At 39.1% G+C, this 21658-nt stretch carries 15 protein-coding genes; 4 read left to right on the forward strand and 11 right to left on the reverse strand.

What is annotated here, in order from left to right:
- The coding region (locus tag PLJ10_12145; GenBank protein ID HOK10394.1) for an Ig-like domain-containing protein at positions 1 to 2623 on the reverse strand (2623 nt) is incomplete at its 3' end.
- Between the two features lie 335 nt (positions 2624 to 2958).
- Between PLJ10_12145 and PLJ10_12150 the strand changes: the two genes are divergently transcribed.
- On the forward strand, positions 2959 to 4110 hold the full coding sequence (locus PLJ10_12150; protein HOK10395.1) for a hypothetical protein: 1152 nt from the start codon (positions 2959 to 2961) through the stop codon (positions 4108 to 4110).
- A 190-nt stretch (positions 4111 to 4300) separates the two neighbouring features.
- Here the strand turns inward: PLJ10_12150 and PLJ10_12155 are convergent, their stop codons facing one another.
- A complete protein-coding gene (locus tag PLJ10_12155; GenBank protein HOK10396.1) occupies positions 4301 to 5806 on the reverse strand; it encodes a hypothetical protein in 1506 nt (501 codons plus the stop codon).
- Between the two features lie 406 nt (positions 5807 to 6212).
- On the opposite strand from PLJ10_12155, the gene PLJ10_12160 reads away from it, so the two are divergent.
- Entirely contained in the window at positions 6213 to 6812 is a 600-nt protein-coding gene (locus PLJ10_12160) for a hypothetical protein (protein HOK10397.1), read from the forward strand.
- Between the two features lie 78 nt (positions 6813 to 6890).
- On the opposite strand, the gene PLJ10_12165 is transcribed toward PLJ10_12160, so the two are convergent.
- Positions 6891 to 8399 (reverse strand): hypothetical protein, encoded by a 1509-nt coding sequence (locus PLJ10_12165; GenBank protein HOK10398.1) that lies wholly within the window; start codon positions 8397 to 8399, stop codon positions 6891 to 6893.
- Positions 8400 to 8686: 287 nt separating this feature from the next.
- Between PLJ10_12165 and PLJ10_12170 the strand changes: the two genes are divergently transcribed.
- Together PLJ10_12170 and PLJ10_12175 are read left to right on the forward strand one after the other, a co-directional pair.
- Positions 8687 to 9664 carry a DUF1559 domain-containing protein gene (locus tag PLJ10_12170; protein HOK10399.1) on the forward strand — a complete coding sequence of 326 codons (978 nt, stop codon included), beginning with the start codon at positions 8687 to 8689 and terminating at the stop codon, positions 9662 to 9664.
- Positions 9665 to 10011: 347 nt separating this feature from the next.
- Complete coding sequence (locus tag PLJ10_12175) at positions 10012 to 10155, forward strand: hypothetical protein (protein HOK10400.1); 144 nt, start codon at positions 10012 to 10014, stop codon at positions 10153 to 10155.
- A gap of 16 nt (positions 10156 to 10171) precedes the next feature.
- Here the strand turns inward: PLJ10_12175 and murG are convergent, their stop codons facing one another.
- The 8 genes from murG to PLJ10_12215 form a co-directional block, all read right to left on the reverse strand.
- Complete coding sequence (gene murG, locus PLJ10_12180; GenBank protein HOK10401.1) at positions 10172 to 11287, reverse strand: undecaprenyldiphospho-muramoylpentapeptide beta-N-acetylglucosaminyltransferase; 1116 nt, start codon at positions 11285 to 11287, stop codon at positions 10172 to 10174.
- Positions 11288 to 11358: 71 nt separating this feature from the next.
- Positions 11359 to 12927, reverse strand: coding sequence for a DUF2961 domain-containing protein (locus tag PLJ10_12185; protein ID HOK10402.1), 1569 nt, complete (start codon positions 12925 to 12927; stop codon positions 11359 to 11361).
- Between the two features lie 44 nt (positions 12928 to 12971).
- Complete coding sequence (gene pepF, locus PLJ10_12190; protein HOK10403.1) at positions 12972 to 14789, reverse strand: oligoendopeptidase F; 1818 nt, start codon at positions 14787 to 14789, stop codon at positions 12972 to 12974.
- 187 nt (positions 14790 to 14976) lie between these two features.
- Positions 14977 to 15822 carry a site-specific DNA-methyltransferase gene (locus PLJ10_12195; GenBank protein HOK10404.1) on the reverse strand — a complete coding sequence of 282 codons (846 nt, stop codon included), beginning with the start codon at positions 15820 to 15822 and terminating at the stop codon, positions 14977 to 14979.
- A 141-nt stretch (positions 15823 to 15963) separates the two neighbouring features.
- On the reverse strand, positions 15964 to 18168 hold the full coding sequence (locus PLJ10_12200; protein HOK10405.1) for a family 10 glycosylhydrolase: 2205 nt from the start codon (positions 18166 to 18168) through the stop codon (positions 15964 to 15966).
- 56 nt (positions 18169 to 18224) lie between these two features.
- A complete protein-coding gene (locus tag PLJ10_12205; protein ID HOK10406.1) occupies positions 18225 to 18929 on the reverse strand; it encodes a PIG-L family deacetylase in 705 nt (234 codons plus the stop codon).
- Positions 18930 to 18948: 19 nt separating this feature from the next.
- A complete protein-coding gene (locus tag PLJ10_12210; GenBank protein ID HOK10407.1) occupies positions 18949 to 19899 on the reverse strand; it encodes a glucosamine-6-phosphate isomerase in 951 nt (316 codons plus the stop codon).
- Between the two features lie 164 nt (positions 19900 to 20063).
- On the reverse strand, positions 20064 to 21658 hold a 1595-nt coding region (locus tag PLJ10_12215; GenBank protein ID HOK10408.1), incomplete at its 5' end, for a hypothetical protein.

Raw genomic sequence — 21658 nt, forward strand, 5'->3', positions numbered from 1 at the left:
CTGGCAAAGGATTCAGATTCGTATAGGCTGGAACATTTATACTACCCACCGTAGGAACTGTTATGTCGTAAATAGTGCTCGTTCCACCATTACCGGTAGGTGAACTGCTCCGGTTTCCGGCACCATCTTCTACAACTACATCAAAGTAGTAAGTGCCTTCTGAGACAGGGGTGAAGTTGAAACTGCCGTTGGGTGCAGAAGTGGAACTGAGTCCGCTATAAGTCCATGTGCCACCGGTTTCTTTCTTATACCAGAGTTCTACTTTGTTAACACCGCTGGATGTATCGGCAGCACCGGTGTAATTTATCGTAATAGGCGTAGTATTCGCAGTTGCGGGCGAAGTTACCGTAGAGATAGTTGGCGTGTCTATTTTGATACCACCGCCGACATGCGTAGCGCTGTTGGGTGAGGTAAGGTTCCTACCGGCAGAATCTTTGACAGAGGCTGAGACGGTGATAGTTACATCGCCGCCATCTCTCATTTCACCGGCAATCCATGTAAGCCTATAGGTATGACCTGTAAGGAACTGCACACTAAATGGGTTCGTGCTTAATGTGCCCTTACCAGTGCCGGAGATGGTAAAACTACTGGCGGTAATTGTGCTACCATCCATCTGTTGGCTGAAGGTAATATCTACGACTCGTTGTCCTTTTACTTCTACCGCAGTAACAGTAGGAGCGGTGACTTGGGTATCTGACAAAATGCTTACATTATCAATCACTACTGAATTGATACCCGTTTCACCTTCACCGAATTGAAGCAGAATGCCGTGCGGGACTCCACTCCATGCGCCGGTATGACCGGAAGGCTGACCTGTCGTGTATGGGATGAGGAAATTATAGCGTTTGATTCCCTTATTAGTCGGGATAGTCCATTTCCTTGCAGTTTCGTAATCATCGCCTAATCTTAAGCCATCATTCCGCCAGGCAAAACGTAATGTAAAATCGTTTCGGTCAGTTTGAGTGGCTGGGTTTACATCGACCTGTAGCCATCTATAGGTGGAAGGTGCCCCAACAATAAAGCCGAGATTTTCTATGCCGAGTGTCCCTGTGCCCGTGACGGTTCCTACACCACTGGCAATATTTAATAACGTTCCGCCATAAGGCGAATGCTTGGCAGAGACCCAACTACCGCAGTTATTCCCATATAAATTATTGTTTCCAGCAGTGGAAAAGTCCCAAGTATATGGTCCGGTTGCCCATGAAAGTGAATTGTAAAGGGTAATATAATCATAATAGAAGGTAGCGGAGGTATTCTCTGTTGCAGGATCAATGCGAAAATTATTTATTGTTCCGGGTGCACCGAGCCAGGAATTGCCAGATGTGCGAGTGCCCATATCTACCAGCAGGCATTGGTAGCCATTGTTTGGATAGAAATAATAGTCTTTATTAACATACCAGCCTGCACCCGTTCCGGGGAAACCAAAGGTTTGCATCATTGCGGGATTGTTGTTCCCGTATCCGGTGATATTGGCACGGAGTAACAGATAACGGTATGATGAGGGATTAAAATGTTGATTGTACACATATATAAATGGGTCGCTTCCAGTGGTGTTAAGACTTAGTACACCACCATTTGCCTGTAGATTTGATATTTGCTGGACTGCAGTCCAACCTTGTTTATGGTTACCGACATCGAATTGCCAATCGGGTATTGGCTCACGACGTAGACCAATGTAGTAAATTCTTACATTTCCACTTGAAAGTCCGCCCGTATCGAAGCGAATTTGCGTTATAGTTCGTCCGTTCCAGACGCCCGATTTACCTTCTTCTGAAAGTCGTTGAGGAATATTAATGAGATAAGTGTATCTTCCTACTCTTGATGGGAAGACTACAGATCTTGCTTCTTCATATCCTCCTTCTACAGTTGTGCTATAAAACATCTGGAAGAAGTTGTCTGAAGGGGAAAATTCTATATCTGCTTGTAGCCATGGATAATCAGACCCGCTAATCCTTAAATCGCCCGGAGATTGAACATACGGGTCACTGCAGTTAAATTCAAAATATAAATAGCCTCCGGTGACTTGCTGATTTTGAGCACAACTGAATCCACCCCAGCCTTCAAAATCGCCGTTCGTTTCGAAGTCCCAGACTGCCCCACGAGAATTACTACCAAATGTTATACCGAACCAGTAAATTTTGACATTACAGCCAGAAAGAGCACCGGGGTCAAGCCGAATTTGACGGATAGTTTTACCTAACCACGAGTTCGGGTCTTTCCCTTCTGAGGATAATACTTGAGGAATATTAACAAGATAAGTCTGTCTTCCTGTATAACCTGTAAAATGAATAGATTTTGCTTCATTCCATCCCCCATCCGCTGTAGTAATGAAGAACATCTGGAATGTCTGGTTCGATGAAGCTGTAAATTCTATATCAGCATGTAGGTAGCGGAAGTTAGAACCATTTACATTTAAGTTGTCTGGAGAGAATATTTGTGGGTCGCCTCCAGTTGTATCGAATGTTAACGCATCGCCGGAAACAGTAAAATTTGTCGTATAAGGGCCGGCAGACCATCCTTCAGTGTCCCCGTTAGTGTGGAATTCCCACACCACCGCATGAACGGTAAAAGAAAACAAAACAAATAAAATTGAACATCCTTCAAACAATAATTTCTTTTTCATTGTTGGACTCCTTCTAAAAATAAATATTTAAGACTATTAATAATTTGTTATAATATATTTTATAAAAAAAGTATTGTAGAGAAAAAATAATGAAAATAAAATCTGCTTATTTATTTTATCTTATGTTTATCCTTTGTCACTTTTTTTTATTATGTATCTGGTTACGATAGATTGTAATTCAATAACATAAAAGAACATTTTTTGTCATATTAATTTTATAGTTTCTTCATTAGGCTATTGTCATCAACTTGACTTTGAATAAATTCTATATTATCATTAATTTCATAATAATTTAATTTTTTAATCACATTTAATAAACATCAATGGGGTTGAATATGCTTAAAAAAATAGAGGATGGTCTTAAATATTTATTGGTAGGATTTATTTGTTTAATTATAACGATTTTACTCTGGTCATCAATTACAAACTCTTCGGAATATATAGAAAATGTGACAAATTTACCGAATTATAATTATATACCTGATGTGAAAAAATTAAAAGAGGAGGGCAAATTGCAAGAAGCTTTAGAATTGACCCGTTTTATTCTTAAACATCCCGATATGCCTGGACAGGAAGAAGCAAAAATACTTGAGCAAGAACTTGAAACAGAAATTAATTCTTTATGGGGAAAGATAAAGCGTTCTATTAGTGGATTTGTTTGGGGAAGTGGAAATTCCATTGAAGAGATAATAGGTGGAATAACTTCTGATATGATAGTTTGGGGTGACGTCAGAGATTTATTAAAACAGGGTTATTACAAAATTACAGGCAACGAAACTGATATGGTCATTGTTGCACTTGCCAGTGTAGGATTGTTAACTGAAGTAGTAGATGTTGCGGATTGGGCACCTGCAGTTTTAAAGGCTTTTCGAAAAGTAGGAGCATTATCAAAAAAATTTGCAGATTTCATTATTACTACAGCTAAAAATTCAGCAAAAGTCGGAAAACTTGATAATGGATTAAAGGTTGTTTTCAAGAGTGTAGCTGGATTGGTAGATAATTTAGGACTTGCTCGTTCAGCAACGGTGATGAAACATGTTGATACAGTTGACGATCTTACTTCAGTTGCAAAGATTGCAGAGAAAAATACGGATACTACATATCTCATGATTCGAAATGGTGGGAGTGATGGAATAGCCTTGATTAAACAATTGGGAAATAGTGAAGATGGGATTAAAATGATGAATGATGCTGTTAAAAAAGGACCTGGGGGAATTGCATGGCTTAAAAGAGGAGGTGCAGGCCGTAAGTACGTTTTAACAACACGATTTGGAGCAAGGATTTTAAAGAATTTAAGATTAGAAAGACCTCAACATCTTATAAAAGAAATTATAAAAACACACCCAAATTTGAAATTATTTTTCTGGGTAATTACTCTTTTATTTTTTGCAATTTCAATATTATCGTTTTATAAAGCGGTATGGAATTTTTACTATCTATTTATAGGAAGCAAATCCAAAACTCTCTCAAAAGATACCGCCAATTAATTAATATAATATCAGTAAAATGAGAATATATCGCCATTTACTTTTTAGATTTCATAGATGAAAACATAATGATTTAAAATACGATTTGTTTTTCTGATATTAGTTTGTCACTTTGTGAGTAGGGTTTTGTCGTTTAGTTTTCTTAGAGATAAATTGCTGGCGAATATGATTTTTGTTTGTCTATAACAACTTATGCGTGGACGTGGGGGTCCCATTCAAGTCCTTCGACCTTATGGAGATTGTCAATTCCTTCGCGGAGTATTTTAATTCTGTTTAAACGGCAATAACGTTCAACATCTCTTGTGTGGTCGCCATAAAAGATTACACGATGTAGTCCACTTGACCAGTTATATAGGAAGTTATCGATATTGTCAACTTTCACAGTTAATTTACTTCTACAGCCACGTTCATCAAGTGGACTATCTATGGCATCACCAATGCTATATAGTAATATGTCGGTGCCGATTAATCGTGCCATAGTAACCTTTTCCCCGACTGGCATTCTAACTTGTAGTGAAACACCGCGATTATCTTCTAAATGAGTGCGAACTATGTAGGGAGAAGGCTCTGTATTCGGCCCCTTCATTTGTGTTGCTGCAACGCAATGTGCGTGGATTATGGTGCTATTTGAAAGGTCAAACATTGGGTCTGTAACAAAACCTGTGCGTCCTACAAGATAGGTAAACAGTAGTTGTGTCATTGTAGATTTTAGGTCTGCTTCACACACGCCAGCAAGCAACGAATTGTTTAATCGAACAAATCCCAAGCATGGGTATCCCATATTATTTTCTATTAATTTCATCCCTAAACAATTCATTGTAATAGCCTGTGCGTTATAAGTTTTCATGAGATTCTTCATGGCAATGTACATTCTTGCCCCTTTCATCACGTCTTCCTTACTGGGCTCTACAATCTTTTCTGCTTCTTTAATCCATCTTTCTGCATCTGCAAGAACCTCGTTTTCGGATGCGTCTTCGTAGGCTTTCTGAAGTTCAGGCAGTTTTATCGTAATAATTTCAGTTCCAAATTTTTCTTTGGTAGAAGTGCAATAGGCTGGGTCTGCTTCTCCATAGTTTACATGGAGTATTCGCGTTTCCCGTAGTCTTTGAATAGCACGGAATGGTTTCACCGCTTCCGCAATGTCTGCAAATTGACTACTCGGAACAATATCAATACATTTTCCTTCTTTCTGCCATGATGGAACAATATGCCACTCATGGCCACAATAAGGCATGGTAAATATCATTACTGGCTTGTTCAGGTCAAATAGTCCTGAAATAAATCCGCCTGTGCCTAACGTCAGATGCAATACCAGTATGCCTGTTACATCCTTGAATTTTTCCTTTGCTTTTGCAAGTTCATCTTGATTGGTAACAAGACCGCCATCGATAAACTCAATATCGGCAAGTTTATCGTTAAGTTTGGCAATTTCCTGTTCATACCGATTTACCTCTGCTTTCAGGTCAACTTGATGCATAGGCCAACCAGGGGTCGGGACACCTACATACATTTTTCCTACTCTAACTTTATTCTTGATTTGTAATTCGGATAATTGTTCATGGTCAATGGTGGACTTCCCATAAATAGGCAGGTTAGCAACTGCTACCATACCAGCAGAAGCCAAAATAAATTGTCTGCGAGAACAGCCTGCTGAACAGTGTGAAACGTTTTTTGAATCGTGATTTGATGTATTCATGGCTCTTTTCCTTATGTTATATTTTTAATTATACATAAACAGTTCATTAATAACAAATAAAAAACTTTTATGGGGAAAACTTGTTTTTATATCTTTTCCTCATAGAAAGCTAACCCATAATTTTCTATATTGTTTTTGAGTCTCAATCTCTTTTCCGTTTATACTTTTTGTTATCTGTGTGTATTCGGTGATATCGAAGATAAAACAAAAAGTGCTAAAAGCATGGTAGACTTTAATCGTCGAGAATTTTTGTACCACAGCAGTCTTTACACACTTGGAATTCCTCCTCTGAATTTTCTTACAAAAGATTTTACAAAAGAAACTCGTCTCAGAGGCGGGATTTAATGCTCATGACCTTGGCACGGATGGATTTGGAGAAGTAGCCTCTGCGGGCGATTTCGCACAATTGGCACTGTGGCTTGCCTTGATGGGTGATGGAAAACTTCTTGACGATGCGGAACGACTTCTTCGTGTCCGACTCTTTGCATCCCAAATCACCGATACCCCTCCATTAAAACCTGTGCAAAATGATAACGCTTATATACATCGCGATTTAACGCAACATGTCATCGGAGCCTATGGAGGTTGTCACGAGCATCCTCACGGTGGGAAACAGGCAGTTACCGATGTAAGCTCCGCAGTGCTTCACTCCGTCATTGATTTATATCAGCATGCAGTTCAACTTGAGGGGGATACATTAAAAATACATTTTCACATCCCCTGTAAAACAAAATATGCTGATATAGAATCTAAACGAGAGAAGGAGGAGGCCATATTAAAAATCACTACAAAGAAACATTATCGTCTTATTATCCGTGTTCCGAACTGGACCCCAAAGGAAAGTATCTCTTTCACATCGGCAGGCAAACCTATCTCCGCTTCTATTACTGGGTGTTTTGCTTTTATTTCACAGGAGCGACCCGAAGGTACCGTAGAAATGATGTATCAATTACCTGAACGACTTACAAAAGATACGCTACGGGGAATCGAGTTCACCTATAAATAGTGCGGAGATGACATTATCGGAGTATCACCCAATACAGACTTCTATCCATTTTATCCGACTCTGGAATAGTTATATCTCTCACGATTGCTTCTCTTTTGGAATCATTGGGTTCGCTACAGACGGGGAATGAACTACTTTTATGCCGTAAAGTTGACAGAAGGCTTGCACCTCTCGTCGGTAATTCCCATAAAAAACAACTTGATGAAAACCCAAAACATCTTTACTCTCTTCTACATTGTCCATCTTAATTGAAAAATTTGTTCTACATCCACCCGCTGGAGGTGTATTAATATTTTCTGTAACGACACCCGTATCAAGAATAAGTTCATTGGGATTACTAAACCTAACTAATGTGACAGGCTGTCCTTCTTTCCACAATACTTGCAACGACACACCAATATTGGATTCAGAATGAGAACGAAGGATATAAGGTTCCGGAGGCTTGTCAAATCCATTTAATTTTGTGCCACATACACAATGAGCAGTAATAAGTTCATTTTTGACTGTTTCAGGAACGGGGTCATTCATAAAACCAGGTCTATCGAAAAGATAACTTACAAACATCAGAGAGAAGGCTCCAAAGATATCTGCCTCACAACCGTATGTTACACCGTGGTCTTGAAATAAGCATGCACCCATACACGGCGGAGTTGGAACTGTTTTCTGGGTAACCATGCCAAGACAGTCTGTCGTAATAGCATTGGCTTCCTCTACCCGAAGTAGATGTTTCCCCGCGACATAACTCCTGCCTGCATTTATCAAATCTTCATCCGTAGGCTCTATGACTTTCAGTGCATTCTTTTTCATCTCTTGGGCAATGTCTTTCACCTCATCTGTGACAGGAACCCTCTGAAACATCTCCTCCATCATACTACGAGGGACATGACGAATCTTCGTATTGAACCTATCCATAACTTCATCTTTTCGTTCATTCCCATGCACAACAAGGATACGAGTCGTCTCCAATTGTTTTTTTGCTCTAACCGCTCTAAATGCCTGGTCAACGGAGGATGTGTCTAATGTAGAAAGGATATACACACCTTCTTTCCTTGCAAACTCGTGTATCTGTGTCGTGAATACAGTACCTATAGGTGCCCATACAATCATAGGTATATGGGTACATTCATAAATCTGTTCAATTATTTTCCACTTTTTGCGACGCTGAATATGAATTAATATAGCATCTGGTTTTTCCGCAGAAATGAATTGGATAAATTTCTCAACAACAGAATCATCCTCAATAGGGTCGGGTAGCATTTCAAGAGTTACACCTACACGATTTGCAGAATCATAAAAAGCCTTCTCATATTCTTTACGATGTCCCTCAACGTCATAAGAAGAACCTGGCCAGCCTAACCAGTATGGCAGTTTGTCCCTGATAACGACACCTATAATCCGTACCTTCGGTTTTGGACGAAAAGTAGCAAGGTCAATAGGTCGTTTAAATTCACGTTCAGATGGAAATTCTGTCTGAGCAGAAACAAACAATGACGGGACTAATGCAGACATAGCTGTCGTGGATAAGAAACATCTTCTGCTCATCCCACAACAATCACAAGACGAATTATGAAAATACCTCTCTTTCATATTATTACCTTCCTAATAAATATTTCGTTGATTAATCTATATTAGAGTATATAAAATACAGATACAAATATACAAAGAAATTGATAATTCTAAAATTAAACTGAAATAACTACTGTTTCATAATTTCCTTTAGATGATAATACAACTAAAAAATTTTAAACTTGACAAATTGTGGTTTCTTTGATAGTATAACTATGTGGAAAGTTATAAGACTAACTCCCGACATCGGACACGCAAGTGTAAACCAATTTAATCAGTTTTAACCTTTTAAGATAGGAGTCATCTTTATGAAGAAAGGTTTTACTCTCATCGAACTACTTGTTGTCATCGCTATCATCGGTATTCTTGCTGCAATTCTTTTGCCTGCATTGGCAAGAGCCCGAGAAGCAGCAAGACGCTCAAGTTGTCAAAACAATCTTAAACAGTGGGGTATTGTTATGAAAATGTATGCGAACGAAACCAAAGGAGAAAGGTTCCCTCGAATCTTGGTTCGCAATGGAGCAGACCCTATATTTAGAGATTGTGATTCTGCTGACCCTACATTGGGACCGTACCATACCAGTTTATTTATAGCAATGGGTCCTGACCCTACTACACTGTATCCTGAGTATTGTACAGACCCAGCAATTGTATTTTGTCCTTCTGATGCACAAAGTACTATGAATGATGTTACAAATGATGAAACAGGGGAAATTACATTTGGGACTTTGTGTAATGATGCCAACTACGGTGCTGGTGCAATTGATGAAAGTTACCTGTATTTAGGTTGGGTATTTGACCGTGCAGAAACGAATCAGACCCCAATGACACTTCCTGCTATTTCACCCTGGTTAAGCGAGCCTTTAACAGGACCTGCACAATTGGTCCAATTCATAACAAATACAGTTATACCACTTTTAGCAACACCCGCTAACTGGGCAAATTATATAGATAAAGATGTGAATGTTGACCCTGGTAATGGGAATGGTGGAGGGTCAGTGATTTATCGTCTTCGTGAAGGGATAGAACGGTTCTTGATTACCGATATTAATAATCCTTCTGCCTCAGCACAAGCACAGAGTTCTGTGTGGATTATGTTTGACCATGTTGCCACATCACCCGAAGGATTCAATCATATCCCTGGTGGTTCCAATGTGCTATATATGGATGGACATGTTGAGTTTGTTCGCTATATTGCAGAAGACCCTGCCAATCCAACAGGAGCCAGTAAGGCACCTGTCAATCCAGCAATTGCTCAAGTTGTAGGGCTTGTCTATCGTTGGTAGGTATTCGAGACCTCTGACCAAGAGACCGTAGAGGTATTCGTATATATTATCCATGTTTTTATGAAACAAAACATTAATTAAAGTCGAAACTCCCATAGGGGCGGACCCATGCATCTAACAATGCAAGGGTCTGTGATATAACGTCCGCATCTTTGCTCCCAAGTGAAGTAATTATAGTTTCAACAGATGAAAATGAATTAACCACAGAGGACACGGAGATGAGCGGATGGAATGATAAGAATCGGTTCTGTGGTTCTCTGTGGTTCTCTGTGCACTCTGTGGTTGAATGTTCTTTGCCTTATGTAATTGCGAAGTAAAAACACAGGAAGGGGTGTCTACATAATGTAATGATGTGGCGGGGTGGAATTGCTCACGAAGGGATAGATTGGATGTTAATGGTTATTTTTTTAGGGGAGCAGGGATGCTCCCACTACTATCTTTCGGGGAGGATTAACTGTGGAGGAAATGGAGATATAAAGAGAAAGGGGTAGAGGTAGGAAAATAGGATTAGTTGTTTGATGGGGAGAAGACGAGTTTGATAATTTCTTCAGCAATGGTTTCGGAGGCAAGGGGTCGGGCTAACTTTTTTGCAGAATTGGACATGTTTTCGAGTAAAGTGGGGTCGTTTAGGATTTTACGGATACGGGGGAGTAATGAATCTGCGGAACAATCTTTGTCTAAGATTACTTCTCCTGCACCTGCATTTTCAATAGATCGTGCATTATGTTCTTGATGGTTGTCTGTGGCGTAAGGAAATGGGATAAGAATAGATGGTTTAGCTAATACTGTAATTTCTGCTAATGTAGAAGCACCAGAACGAGCCACGAGTAGGTCTGAAGCAGACATCAGGTCTGCCATGTCTTCATAAAATGGATACATTTTCAATGGGACTTTTGATTGAGATGCATGGTTTTTATATTTATCATAATCGTTGTGTCCTGTTATCCAGATAATTTGAAATTCGTTTGGCTCTAATTTGTTTAACATGTCGGAAACAGCAAGATTGATTGTATGTGCCCCTTGACTTCCTCCCATTACAAGGATAGTTTTTTGTTGGGGATTGAAACCTAATTGGGTGCAAATTTCTTCTCTTGAGGGTGGGGTTATAAAGGCGTGTCTCACAGGATTCCCTGTAATAATAAATTTTTTGGGGTCATATATTTCTTCGGGAAGGTTTTCAACAAGGGGGAAACTCAGGAATACTTTTTTTGCTTTTTTTGCAAGGATACGATTTGCCATTCCTAATCGGGAATTTTGTTCGTGTAGAACTGTGGGGATGTTTAAAATCTGGGCACACCATAAAATTGGGAAGGAGACATAACCTCCGACGCCGATTACAATCTGAGGCTGGAAACGGAGTAATATCTGAAAGGAACGAATTATTGAAATGGCTAATAAGGAAGCGGTTATTCCCTGCGAAATGCTTATTTTTCGGGGCCAACCACGAATAGGGACACTTCGGAAAGGGATTCCTCTTTGCTGGCATACCTTTTCTTCAAGATTTCCTTTCTTACCGACCCATTGCACAAGTAACTGATGGTCTCGCCGTTGTAATTCTTCCAGTATAGAGAGGGCAGGGAAAATATGCCCTCCTGTTCCACCACCTGTAATGATAACTTTCATGTGAAACCTCTAAATCCTAAATAATTTTGTTTATACAATTGTTTTTTACTTGGTTCTATAATATGTTATGTTTATTGTCCTGTTTTTTGTTCCTGTGGAAAGGCATTTGGGTCTAATTCTTTCAGGACACTACGATAACCTTCCATATCTTCAAGACGGAGTAGTAGAAGGTTTGCGATACCCAGTCCATACGTTTTGGGAACCATTGTTCGGGTATGTTTGGGAGTTTGTTCTATTCCTTCAAAGCGAAGGGTATGTATCCCTTCGGAAAGTTCGTGGATGTCTAAATAAACGGGTGCAATATCATAACCAGGGGCAGAAAAATCAATGGGTGCCCCAAAAGGTTTTCCGTCCATGTATGGTTGGAATACTCCACTGAAGATGGAGAAAATCATGTAAGAGTCAATGCGGTAGGTGCCTTTTTGTGTAATTTCGAAATCAAATTCAATGCTTGATTTTGGAGTAAGTGGAATATATAAAAGGAAGTATTCTGTTGGCACAGTTAGTATGGCAGGGTCAGCACGATATACCAGTGTGTCAAATTTAAGTGTTTTATAGGGGGGAATTCGTTTATCTGCGGTGGGGATGGGTTCGTCCCATGTTGTTGGGGTTGTTTGATACCAGAAGGCTACGGAACTTACCCAGTCTTTTCGTTCTTTGAAACCTGCGAGGTCCATTTTCGTTATGGGAGCCTTTTCGTTCATGATGCTACCTTTATGTTCAATAACAACTTTCAAACTTTTTTCGAAATGAACAGGGTCAGGAATATGCCAGCGATATATGCTTACACGGTCTCCTGCAAATACCCCTTCATACATAGGGACACCGTAGTAAGGGGCATAGAATTCGCGGAACCCCCATGCATCGTTGAAATAATCTTCTGTTCCTGTGCCTTTTAATTGGGGCGTCTCTGCTCCGTCAATATAGAAAAAGTCGTCTCCTTCTCCAAACCAGCCTGTTTCCATTTGTAGGGCGGAATAAACGGTGCCTACATAGTGCCCTTTTCCTTGAGTTTCGAGAAGGGTGTAATTTCCGGATTGTGCTGGATATTCCTGGCGATAGCGGGCATGGAAATAAGGGGTATCAGGTGTCCATTCATTAAGTTTTTTCCAATCCAGGTAATAATAAAATGAACCTACACGGATATCGGACTCATTTGTAACAGTTACTTTGATATGCTTTTGGAAGGGCATAGGCCAGAAACAAACTCGAGCACGACCTCGTGAGGTGTTTACGACAGGTTGGGATATGAATTCTTTATGTCCTGCCAGTCCTAATCCAAAGAAATCTCCAATGGGTGCCTCGACGCTGGGTTTTTCTAATCCATCATAATAAATACGCAATACAATGCTACGCGGATAGAATGGATTTTCTGTAGCGATGGTATTCCAGAAATGGGTAATCATTCCAGGACCATCCTCATCCATCAGTATAAGGGTCTGATTTGGTTCGATAGGACGAGCATCTCCATTTTTTTCGATGTCTTCTGCGGAACTGCTGTTTCGCATGCTTTGTCCAGCAAGGGGTTTTAGGAGACTTTCAAATGAAGTGTCCCCGAACGTATTATTCCCTACAAAAAGAAAGGCTACGATAATAGGGAATAATAATGAGAGAAGATGAGCATTTTTACTAAGTTTCATAATCTACCCTTTACATTAAAGTTACATTTTCATTTGCCTTTTAATTATTTTATCAAAAGTTCCCTGAGTTGGGATACTCTTTCAGCAAGATGATTCATAGCGGTCTGAATAGGTTCTGGAGTAGATAAGTCAACGCCAGCGGATTTAAGTTGTTCAAGGGGATATTTGGAGCCACCCATGCTCAAAAAATTTAGATAATTTTTCTGTGCTTTTTTGTCTCCTTCAATTAATTTTTTTGCAATTGCAATGGCGGAGGATATACCTGTGGCATATTTATACACATAGAAAGCATGGTAAAAATGAGGAATGCGGAGGCATTCTAATTCCAGTTGAGGGTCAATTGTTAGTGCTTCGCCGAAATAAATATTAAGTAGGTTTCGATATTCGTTGCGGAGGACATCCAGTGTTAAGGGCTGTCCTTGTTCTGCAAGGGTATGGATTTGTAATTCGAACTCTGCAAACATGGTTTGTCGAATTAATGTTGTGCGAATTTCATCAATTTCACGGCATATCAAACGGATACGGTCTTCTTTTGAAGGTAATTTCTGGAGGTAATAATGGACAAGGAGTTGTTCGTTGACTGTGGAAGCCACTTCCGCAACAAAAATGGTGTAGTGACTGTAATGGAATGGCTGTTTCTTATCGCTGAGATAACTATGCATAGAATGTCCTGCTTCATGGGCTAATGTGAAGACAGAGTCTTCCAGTTCATCTTTATAATTCATCAGGATATATGGCGGACAACGATAACAGCCCCAAGAAAAGGCACCACTTCGTTTTCCTTTGTTTTCATATCGGTCTACCCAGCGTTTTTTAAGCAGACCTTGTTCCAGCGTTTGAGTATATTCTTTCCCTAAAGGTGCCAATGCTGAGGTTATATCTTTAACAGCCTCTTCATATTTTCGTTTTCTCTGCTTTGTATCAATGAGAGGAACAAATAGGTCATAAGCATGAATATCTTTTATTCCCAACACGTGTTTTCTTAATTGGAGATAGTCAACCAGTGGTGCAATGTTTTTTTTCACGGCGTTTAGCAGGTTATGATAAACGGGGGGGGGGATATTTTCCTCGAAAAGGGCACTTTCTAAAACCGACTTGTATTTTCTTGCTCGTGCATGGAATACATCTTCTAAGACAGATGCGGACAAAGAGGCGGACATTGTGTTTGCATGCTCTTCATACGCTTTATAGTATTGGAAAAATGCCTTTTTACGTAGGTTTCGATTCTTACTTTCTAAAAGGATGCGAAAATTTCCATGAGTTAATTCAAGTTTGTTCCCTTTATCATCTGTAATTGTTCCGAACTTCAGGTCCGCATCATTCAATTGCTCAAAAATCTTCCCTGCTCCACCTGCACTTTCTGTATGTAATGCAAGAAGATACTCCTCTTTTTCTGAAAGGACATGAGGTTTAAATCTTCTTAGATTTTCTAATGAGAAGCGATATTTTTTCAATTCTTTACTTGTTAGAAATTCTTGAAATTTCTTATCGGGTATAGACTGAATTTCAGGTGCAATATAACTAACCGCTTGAGCCAATAGCATGCTTAGATATTGAACACGTCCAGCAAGGGCTAAATATTTCGTATTGGTTATGTCTTCACACGCTTTCAGGTTTGCGTATACACTTAACTTTTCGAGTATCTGACCTGTTTTACTTTCGAGTTCAAGGCATGAAAAAAGTATCTCGGGAGATTGTGCAAGTTTTTTGCGGAATTGTGAGAATTTTGGTATTTCCTTTTCTAAGTTTTTATATGTCTTTTCCCATGCATCATCATTTGGGAAAACTGGGGATAAATCCCATGTAAAGTCAACGGGGACATCGGAACGAAGAGGAAGTTTTTTTATTTTTGAACAAGGCATAAAAATCTCCTTAATACTCGCACTACGTTATAGTTAAAAGAAGGAAATAATAGATATATGATAGGTAATGAAAGGGATAAAAAACAAAACTAATGTATAACTGAAAAAGAATTGATTCTTTGCCTTTCCCTTTTCTTTTCGAAATTTAATCCTGTTATTGTGTATGAACCTCCACTTCCTCCCTCTTTCATGTAAACACCTCAAATAAATCGGGATTTGATTTTTTATATTTTATGAATGCATCTAACCGTTTAATTGACAAATTTACATATTCCTCTTCTAATTCACAGCCGACAAAAAAGCGATTTAATTTAATTGCGGATATACCTGTAGTGGAACTTCCTGCAAATGGGTCAAAAACAAGGTCACCTTCTAATGTACTGGCTAATATAATTCTTTCCAGGAGCTGTAGGGGTTTCTGTGTAGGATGTTTGCCATATTCCTTTTCATTCCCGTTCGGTGCGGGAATGGTCCATACTGTTTTCATCTGTTTTCCTTCGTTTAATTCTCTTACTTTTTTATAATTAAAACAGTGTTTCGTCTTTTGATTTTTTCCCGCCCAGATAATTGTTTCGGTAGAATGGGTAAAATACCTACACGAAAGGTTTGGTGGTGGATTGGGTTTTTCCCATGTAATATCATTCAGTATTTTCATTCCTAATTGTTGCATAGCAAAACCTACTGAATATATTACATGGTTTGTTCCTGATACCCATATTGTTCCATTCGGTTTCAACAACCGCTGGCATAAAGAAAGCCATGTAAGATTAAACTCATGAACTTTATTTATATCTATTGACTTATCCCACTTTCCTTTATCTACTGTTACCATCTTCCCTGCATGACAGGTAATACCTCCATCAGAAAGGAAATAAGGTGGGTCTGCAAAAATCATATCAAAAATACCTTGAGGATAGTTATCTAACAGCGATTTCATAAAATCAATACAATCTGTCTGATACAATAAAACGCCCATTTCATTGTTGTAATATACACACTTATTTTTTGGAAAGATGTATTTTTTGAGTTCCATTTTATTCGCTCGATAAATTGATGCTCTGACTAAACAATCTTTAGGTGTAATCCTATACATTTTATCACGGGCAAGACACTAAAATATAGTTTTCAAATACGTAAGTTAATAATACTGTCGATTGGAATAATGCAAATATGACTATTGTTTGAGGGTAATTATTTCATGGAGTTCGGTTATAAACGCTTTGATTTTAGTGTTGGATATTTTTTCGATTTGTGTGGTTTTGTTATTTGCGGTGGCGGATTGAATAGGATTTAGGGTTGTGATTGTTAAATAGAAGCATGGTGTATCTTCTATCAATGATGGGAGAACATAAGGCCGATTTCTCATAGGAATGGTCTGTGGTGGAGATGGATAAGCAATACAATGAACGTAATAACCATTATTCTCTGGTTTGTGAAGAACAATTGTTTCTACACAGGTTGGAGCAGATATTTGTATATCAGGATTGGGATTCAGGTAACGAACAGTATTTACCAGTAGTTTTCTGCATTCGGGTAGGGCATATTCAGAGCCTAATGCATAGTCTGGTGAACATGTCCATGTCAATACCATACCTTTTCCAACCTGATTTATAAATATTGCGGGACCTACTACTGTTTCAGGGCTCATTGGTAGGTCTGTTCCTTCTTTCCCTTCTATCTGGCGTTGTGTTCGGTAAGGCTTCCACAATTTGCCAACTGCTTTTGCGGAGGTAGGTTCGAATATTCCAGCAGGTCCTCTTACCAAAACAGGCATGGTATCTGAATTTTTATAGTCCTTCTCGTTTATATGAGCATGTTCAATTTCTTTTGCCAATTGTTCCTCTTCTTTTGATTGTGTCGGTTCCAATGAAATCCAGTTATCCTCACTATCCAATTTTGACACAAATTTACACCCTGTTAACTGTTCCAGATTATATATCCCGATATTCCCTAAATCATCATAGCAACCTGTAAGTCCTGTAATAAGTAGATTTCCTCCGTGATGAACATATTGGGTAAATATGGTTATCTCTTCTGATGATAGGATGCCAACATTGGGCAGAATAACCAGTGGGAACTGTGCTAATTTTTCATAGGTACAATTCTCATCTAACAGGATACCCCAAGGGATGTGTTCATATACCATTGCTTTATGCGTTCCTTGAAACGAGGCAAAATAGGTTGAAGGGATTTCCCTTGCCACCCAATCTCGTGTTTTACTGCTGAAATATATTCCCACTTCATATACAGGCTTATGGTAAAAGAATGGTTTTTTTTCATGAATTTCTTGAAAGGCTTTACCGATACGGGTATAGGCAACGGGATCCAGCGTGCCATCAAAACCTAACTTATCCACCATCGTTACGAAGGAACCATGAGCAAATAATGTTAATAATTCCCAGCGAATATCATTTAAAGGGCGTGTTGTTTGGTCATGATACATTCGCACCCCTCGCTGTATAGCCACCTGAACTCGTTGATGGGGCACCGCAGAACGATAAAACTCTGCATTAAGCCCAACGGTTAAAGCACTAAATCCCCAGATACCGGTTTCACCAGTAATAAAATCGCCATTTTTGCCATGTTGAACGGGGCGTTGACCTACTTCAAAACTGAAGGGAGGGTTGCCATGATAGTTAAAGTCCACAGAAACTCTTGGATCACGGTTTTTAATGTATTCATATAGTTTTTTTTCAAATTGTTCACTACTTTTATAGCGGAATTCTAAAAATGTTTTCCATGTATCATCCCAGGTAATAGAGGTTGGTATTTCTAATCCGTATTGTTCTTGGAACATTTTTTTACATACAGGACAGGCACAACCATAGGGAGGTCCAAACCCCTGGTCTATCATGTCAATATGAAATCCATGAACTCCATAATCCATAATTTCGTCGATAATTTGCTTCATTACCTCAAGGTAGCCTGAGTTGTAGCAAAATCGATGATAAATAGGTTTCCCTTCAAGGTCGTGCATTAGAAATTCTGGATGTTGTTCAATATAATGTCCTCCTTGTTGAACAACACAATAAGCAATTACGGGCATATTATATTTTTTTGCCTCTTCGATGGCTTCTTTCAATGGGTCACGGTCTTTTAATCCTGGTGCCTTGATTAGAATTTTTGAGTTGTAATACGCATAATCTCCATCTCTAACCCATATAACAACGTAATCACAATTGGCTTGATGGCATTTCCGAACAATTTCTGTGGTGTCCAATTTAGAACAGTATCGCTCATCGTTGATACTGGAAAAACCCCATTGTGCCCCTGTTGGACCGACTTCCATTCCGACCATTGCTTCTTCAAACCACGGTGTAGAAGAAGCCCATTGGGTAAAACATAAGTAAACAACAAAAAATGGTATCCACATTCTCATGAAATGTTTTTCTCCTAATATAACTTCGTTTTTATTAACTTAATTGTTATCTGTTGTTACACAGGTAGCAAATTGAGTGGAGGTACTCTCCCCCAGACTTTCTCGATAGTGAACCCTTCAGCATAAAGTACACCCGCTTGCAATCCGCGGAACTTTGCTGTGGTTTCTATCATAACGAAGGGGTCTGTAATATGATGTCCTTTTAACCACTTATACTGACTTTCATGACAGGCAAGCATTGCTTTTTTTGTTTCGAAATATTCTGTAATGTCAATATAAATTTCGGGTTGTGATTTAAGCCCTAAAATTGTGTCCATATAATAAATGGGCGTAATTTTTTCGTGAGCAGGTTTGCCAGTCTTATAATTTGGCAATGTTGCTGAAAAAGCGGAGTCGAAAACTAATTGCTGGGTGATAATGTGGTCTGTCATATAATCATGTGGGCTATGTGTGATAATCAGGTCGGGCTTTGCATATCGAACAATATCTGTAACTTTTGCTCTCATTTCCTGAGTAAAAAGGACGCCTAAGTCATCACAAATGGGACCTAAAACTTCCGCATGAATAAGTTCGCCGGCTTTCTTGGCTTCTCCATCACGGATTTCTGCTAACTGTTGCATAGGTATATCTTTGCCACCCATATTTCCATTGCACAGATGAGCCATAAATACGTTATGCCCCATTTTAGAATACTTTGCTAATGTTCCTCCGCAGAGGATTTCAAGGTCGTCGGGATGTGCACCAACAGCAAGGATATTCATGTTATATCACTCCCTCTAATTAGTTACACTCAGGAATTAACGGTCCTGCTAATTCTTTTAGGAAGAATAGATTTCCTGGTAGTGTTGGCATAAAGCTACTTGGAACCCACATGTCTGGACCGTAACGTAACGTAACCCATAGACTCATTCCTTGCCACATCATACCTCTACCTAATGTTCCATCTGCACCGCCAATAATTTTATCCGCTTTAAGGAATATACCAGGACCAATAGTATTAGCAAAACATGGAACTAATGTTGTTCTGCTTTTGAAACTGGTAATTGCATTTTGTTCGATAGTTAATGGATGCAATTTAGCACCAAGTCGATAGTCTTGCTTCTTCCACTCCTCCACAGATTTAAATTCTCCCGCAAAATGTGGTTCCCAAAATGCAATATGGAACACTCTACCAATTCCAAATACAAGGATAAGCTTCGCTCCTTTATCTTTTAATTCTCCGATTTTCTCAGGATATCTCGGCAAAAGTTTTTTTGTTGCAAAAAATCTCTGTTTTTCTGGCACGGTTAGTTTTCCTAAGGGGCCATAGAATGCATCTTCCATTGCGTTCTGAAATGCACCAGCTGATTTTGGTGGTAATGTATTACCATCCTTATCGCTCCATTCATCCATATTAAATCCCCATACATGTTTACAATCCACACCCCATTCTTGCAGGAAATATACAACCCATTTGTACATACCCATTGGTCCGACAGGCAAAATTAATATAATTTCTTTGCCTTCTTCTTTACTGGCACAAATTTCATACGCTATTTTATGACCGATTTTTACATTAAATTCTTCTAATGTTTCGCACATAATTGGTTCAAAATGTTTGTTCCACCATCTTTGACGTTCTAATACTTTTGAGGGTGGATTTGCACAACATTTTTCAATCTTTTTCAAGTCCCATCCTTTTGGAAAGAATTGTTCAAGAAGTGAGCCTTTTAGCGTATCCAGTAAGTTCATAATTGTTCCTTTCATTCGTTGCTAATTTTAATTTAAAAATATGTATTACTTATAGAGTATACCCTCACGCATTGCTACTTTCAAATTTTATAGGTGAGTTGAAGCATTGAAGAAGTAGGGATATTGGATTGAGATATTTCTAAATAAAAGATGCTAATCTTTTCTTATTTGGGTTCCGTTAGAATTGTTTTTATTGTCGAACGGAGTATTGGATTTTGCTGGCTTTGGTTAATCCATATAGGAGATTGCTTGTAATAGAATTTAATGAGGTTTTTTCCCCAATCTCCTTGCTGGCCTAACCACGAACGAATTTGGCGGAAGAATAGAAGTTGTTCCGATTTTTGGGAAAATATTGTTTTTAAGAAGCAACTTCCACTACAATCTGCTCGCTCTTCGCATTTTGTTCCAGGCTTTAGGTAACATTGAATCAGCGGGTAGAAGTATCTGAAGGAGGCAAAGTAATCATAATTTCTCGAACGGTCTCTACAATTATGTGTTGGACCATTACTTAGCATTCCAACGAGTTGGTAATTGAAATCTTTGCAAAATGCACCGGAACCGCTGGAACCTTGGGACGTAACGCCTTCATCCCATAAGACTTCAATTGTGTGGTATCTTATCTCGGCACACAGTGAATCCATACAGCTTTCAGTATCTGTTTTGGTAATTTTCCCGATAGCAGATTTTAAGGCAGTCCCTTCTAAATGGTGTGCTCCGTAGAAGGTCATGCCAGAAGTTAGTTCGTTAGAACTCCATCCTGCATAGGCACGACCGTAATTACCAATAGGTATATCTCCTATTAATTTAATCAGCTGACCATCAATGCATTCGCTTTCTACAAGATTAATCGCTCCTGTGGTAACAGGACAGGTATCTGGGTCTGGAAACGGGAAGCCTGAACAATCCTTTGCACGGTAATCCCAAATGACCTGGATGGCTGACCAACGAATGTTTGTATCTGCGAAGCAATGATGGGCTGATATTAGATATGGTTCCAATTCAGAAGTTTCAGGAACATTTATCAATGTGCCTGTGCAAATAATCTCACCATAATTGCGAACAGGGATAGATAACATCCCTACTGCGGTAGATACTTTTTGAAATTCTGGGTCGTCAACACATCCAATATGTAATGGACAAGGCAAAGCTTTTGCAAATGACTCAAAAGGCATGTAATAAAACAAAAAGGATTTTAATTTTAATAAAGGTAAGGTTTCTTTGTCGGTTTGTAAAACAAGTATGACAGACTCTTTGTATACAGTTGGCAACCATGTTTCATCCGATTGGTCTCCAGCCTTATCAAAAGGACCGTATACCATATATAAATCAGGCACTATAAGCCATAATTTATCTGAATATGAGAGCTGAGACAAGTCCATAATCAGACGAATACCCTCGGCTGATTCGACCATAAACTCACCGATGGCATAGTAATGTCCATCAGAAAACAGAATCGGGTCACCAAAGATAAGTCTGCCTTCAATATCAGTTTTTTCTTCTGCAGATATACGTAAAGGTTGTTTATCTCTGGCTTCCTCGTAAAAGAATGATTTTTTACCTGACATTCCTGAATAACCATATATCGGATGTGGATAGTTAGCTAATGATGCTACAGGAATATTCCCTAATTTTGCGTTGGGTCCCATGCTTTTCTGTAAAGACCCGGGAATCGGTGGGAGAAATAAGGTGTCTGCGGAGTCACCCACAGCGGAATAAGACACAGTGGTTAATAAAACTAATACATAAAAAAATACAAGAC

It is taken from the genome of Candidatus Hydrogenedens sp. (assembly GCA_035361075.1).
GTDB lineage: Bacteria > Hydrogenedentota > Hydrogenedentia > Hydrogenedentales > Hydrogenedentaceae > Hydrogenedens.

What these genes read in the sequence shown, in the direction of transcription:
- PLJ10_12150 (HOK10395.1), top strand. Translation starts at nt 2,959, where the DNA reads ATGCTTAAAAAAATAGAGGATGGTCTTAAATATTTATTGGTAGGATTT.
- PLJ10_12155 (HOK10396.1), bottom strand. Translation starts at nt 5,806, where the DNA reads ATGAATACATCAAATCACGATTCAAAAAACGTTTCACACTGTTCAGCA.
- PLJ10_12165 (HOK10398.1), bottom strand. Translation starts at nt 8,399, where the DNA reads ATGAAAGAGAGGTATTTTCATAATTCGTCTTGTGATTGTTGTGGGATG.
- PLJ10_12170 (HOK10399.1), top strand. Translation starts at nt 8,687, where the DNA reads ATGAAGAAAGGTTTTACTCTCATCGAACTACTTGTTGTCATCGCTATC.
- PLJ10_12175 (HOK10400.1), top strand. Translation starts at nt 10,012, where the DNA reads ATGATGTGGCGGGGTGGAATTGCTCACGAAGGGATAGATTGGATGTTA.
- murG (HOK10401.1), bottom strand. Translation starts at nt 11,287, where the DNA reads ATGAAAGTTATCATTACAGGTGGTGGAACAGGAGGGCATATTTTCCCT.
- PLJ10_12185 (HOK10402.1), bottom strand. Translation starts at nt 12,927, where the DNA reads ATGAAACTTAGTAAAAATGCTCATCTTCTCTCATTATTATTCCCTATT.
- pepF (HOK10403.1), bottom strand. Translation starts at nt 14,789, where the DNA reads ATGCCTTGTTCAAAAATAAAAAAACTTCCTCTTCGTTCCGATGTCCCC.
- PLJ10_12195 (HOK10404.1), bottom strand. Translation starts at nt 15,822, where the DNA reads ATGGAACTCAAAAAATACATCTTTCCAAAAAATAAGTGTGTATATTAC.
- PLJ10_12200 (HOK10405.1), bottom strand. Translation starts at nt 18,168, where the DNA reads ATGAGAATGTGGATACCATTTTTTGTTGTTTACTTATGTTTTACCCAA.
- PLJ10_12205 (HOK10406.1), bottom strand. Translation starts at nt 18,929, where the DNA reads ATGAATATCCTTGCTGTTGGTGCACATCCCGACGACCTTGAAATCCTC.
- PLJ10_12210 (HOK10407.1), bottom strand. Translation starts at nt 19,899, where the DNA reads ATGAACTTACTGGATACGCTAAAAGGCTCACTTCTTGAACAATTCTTT.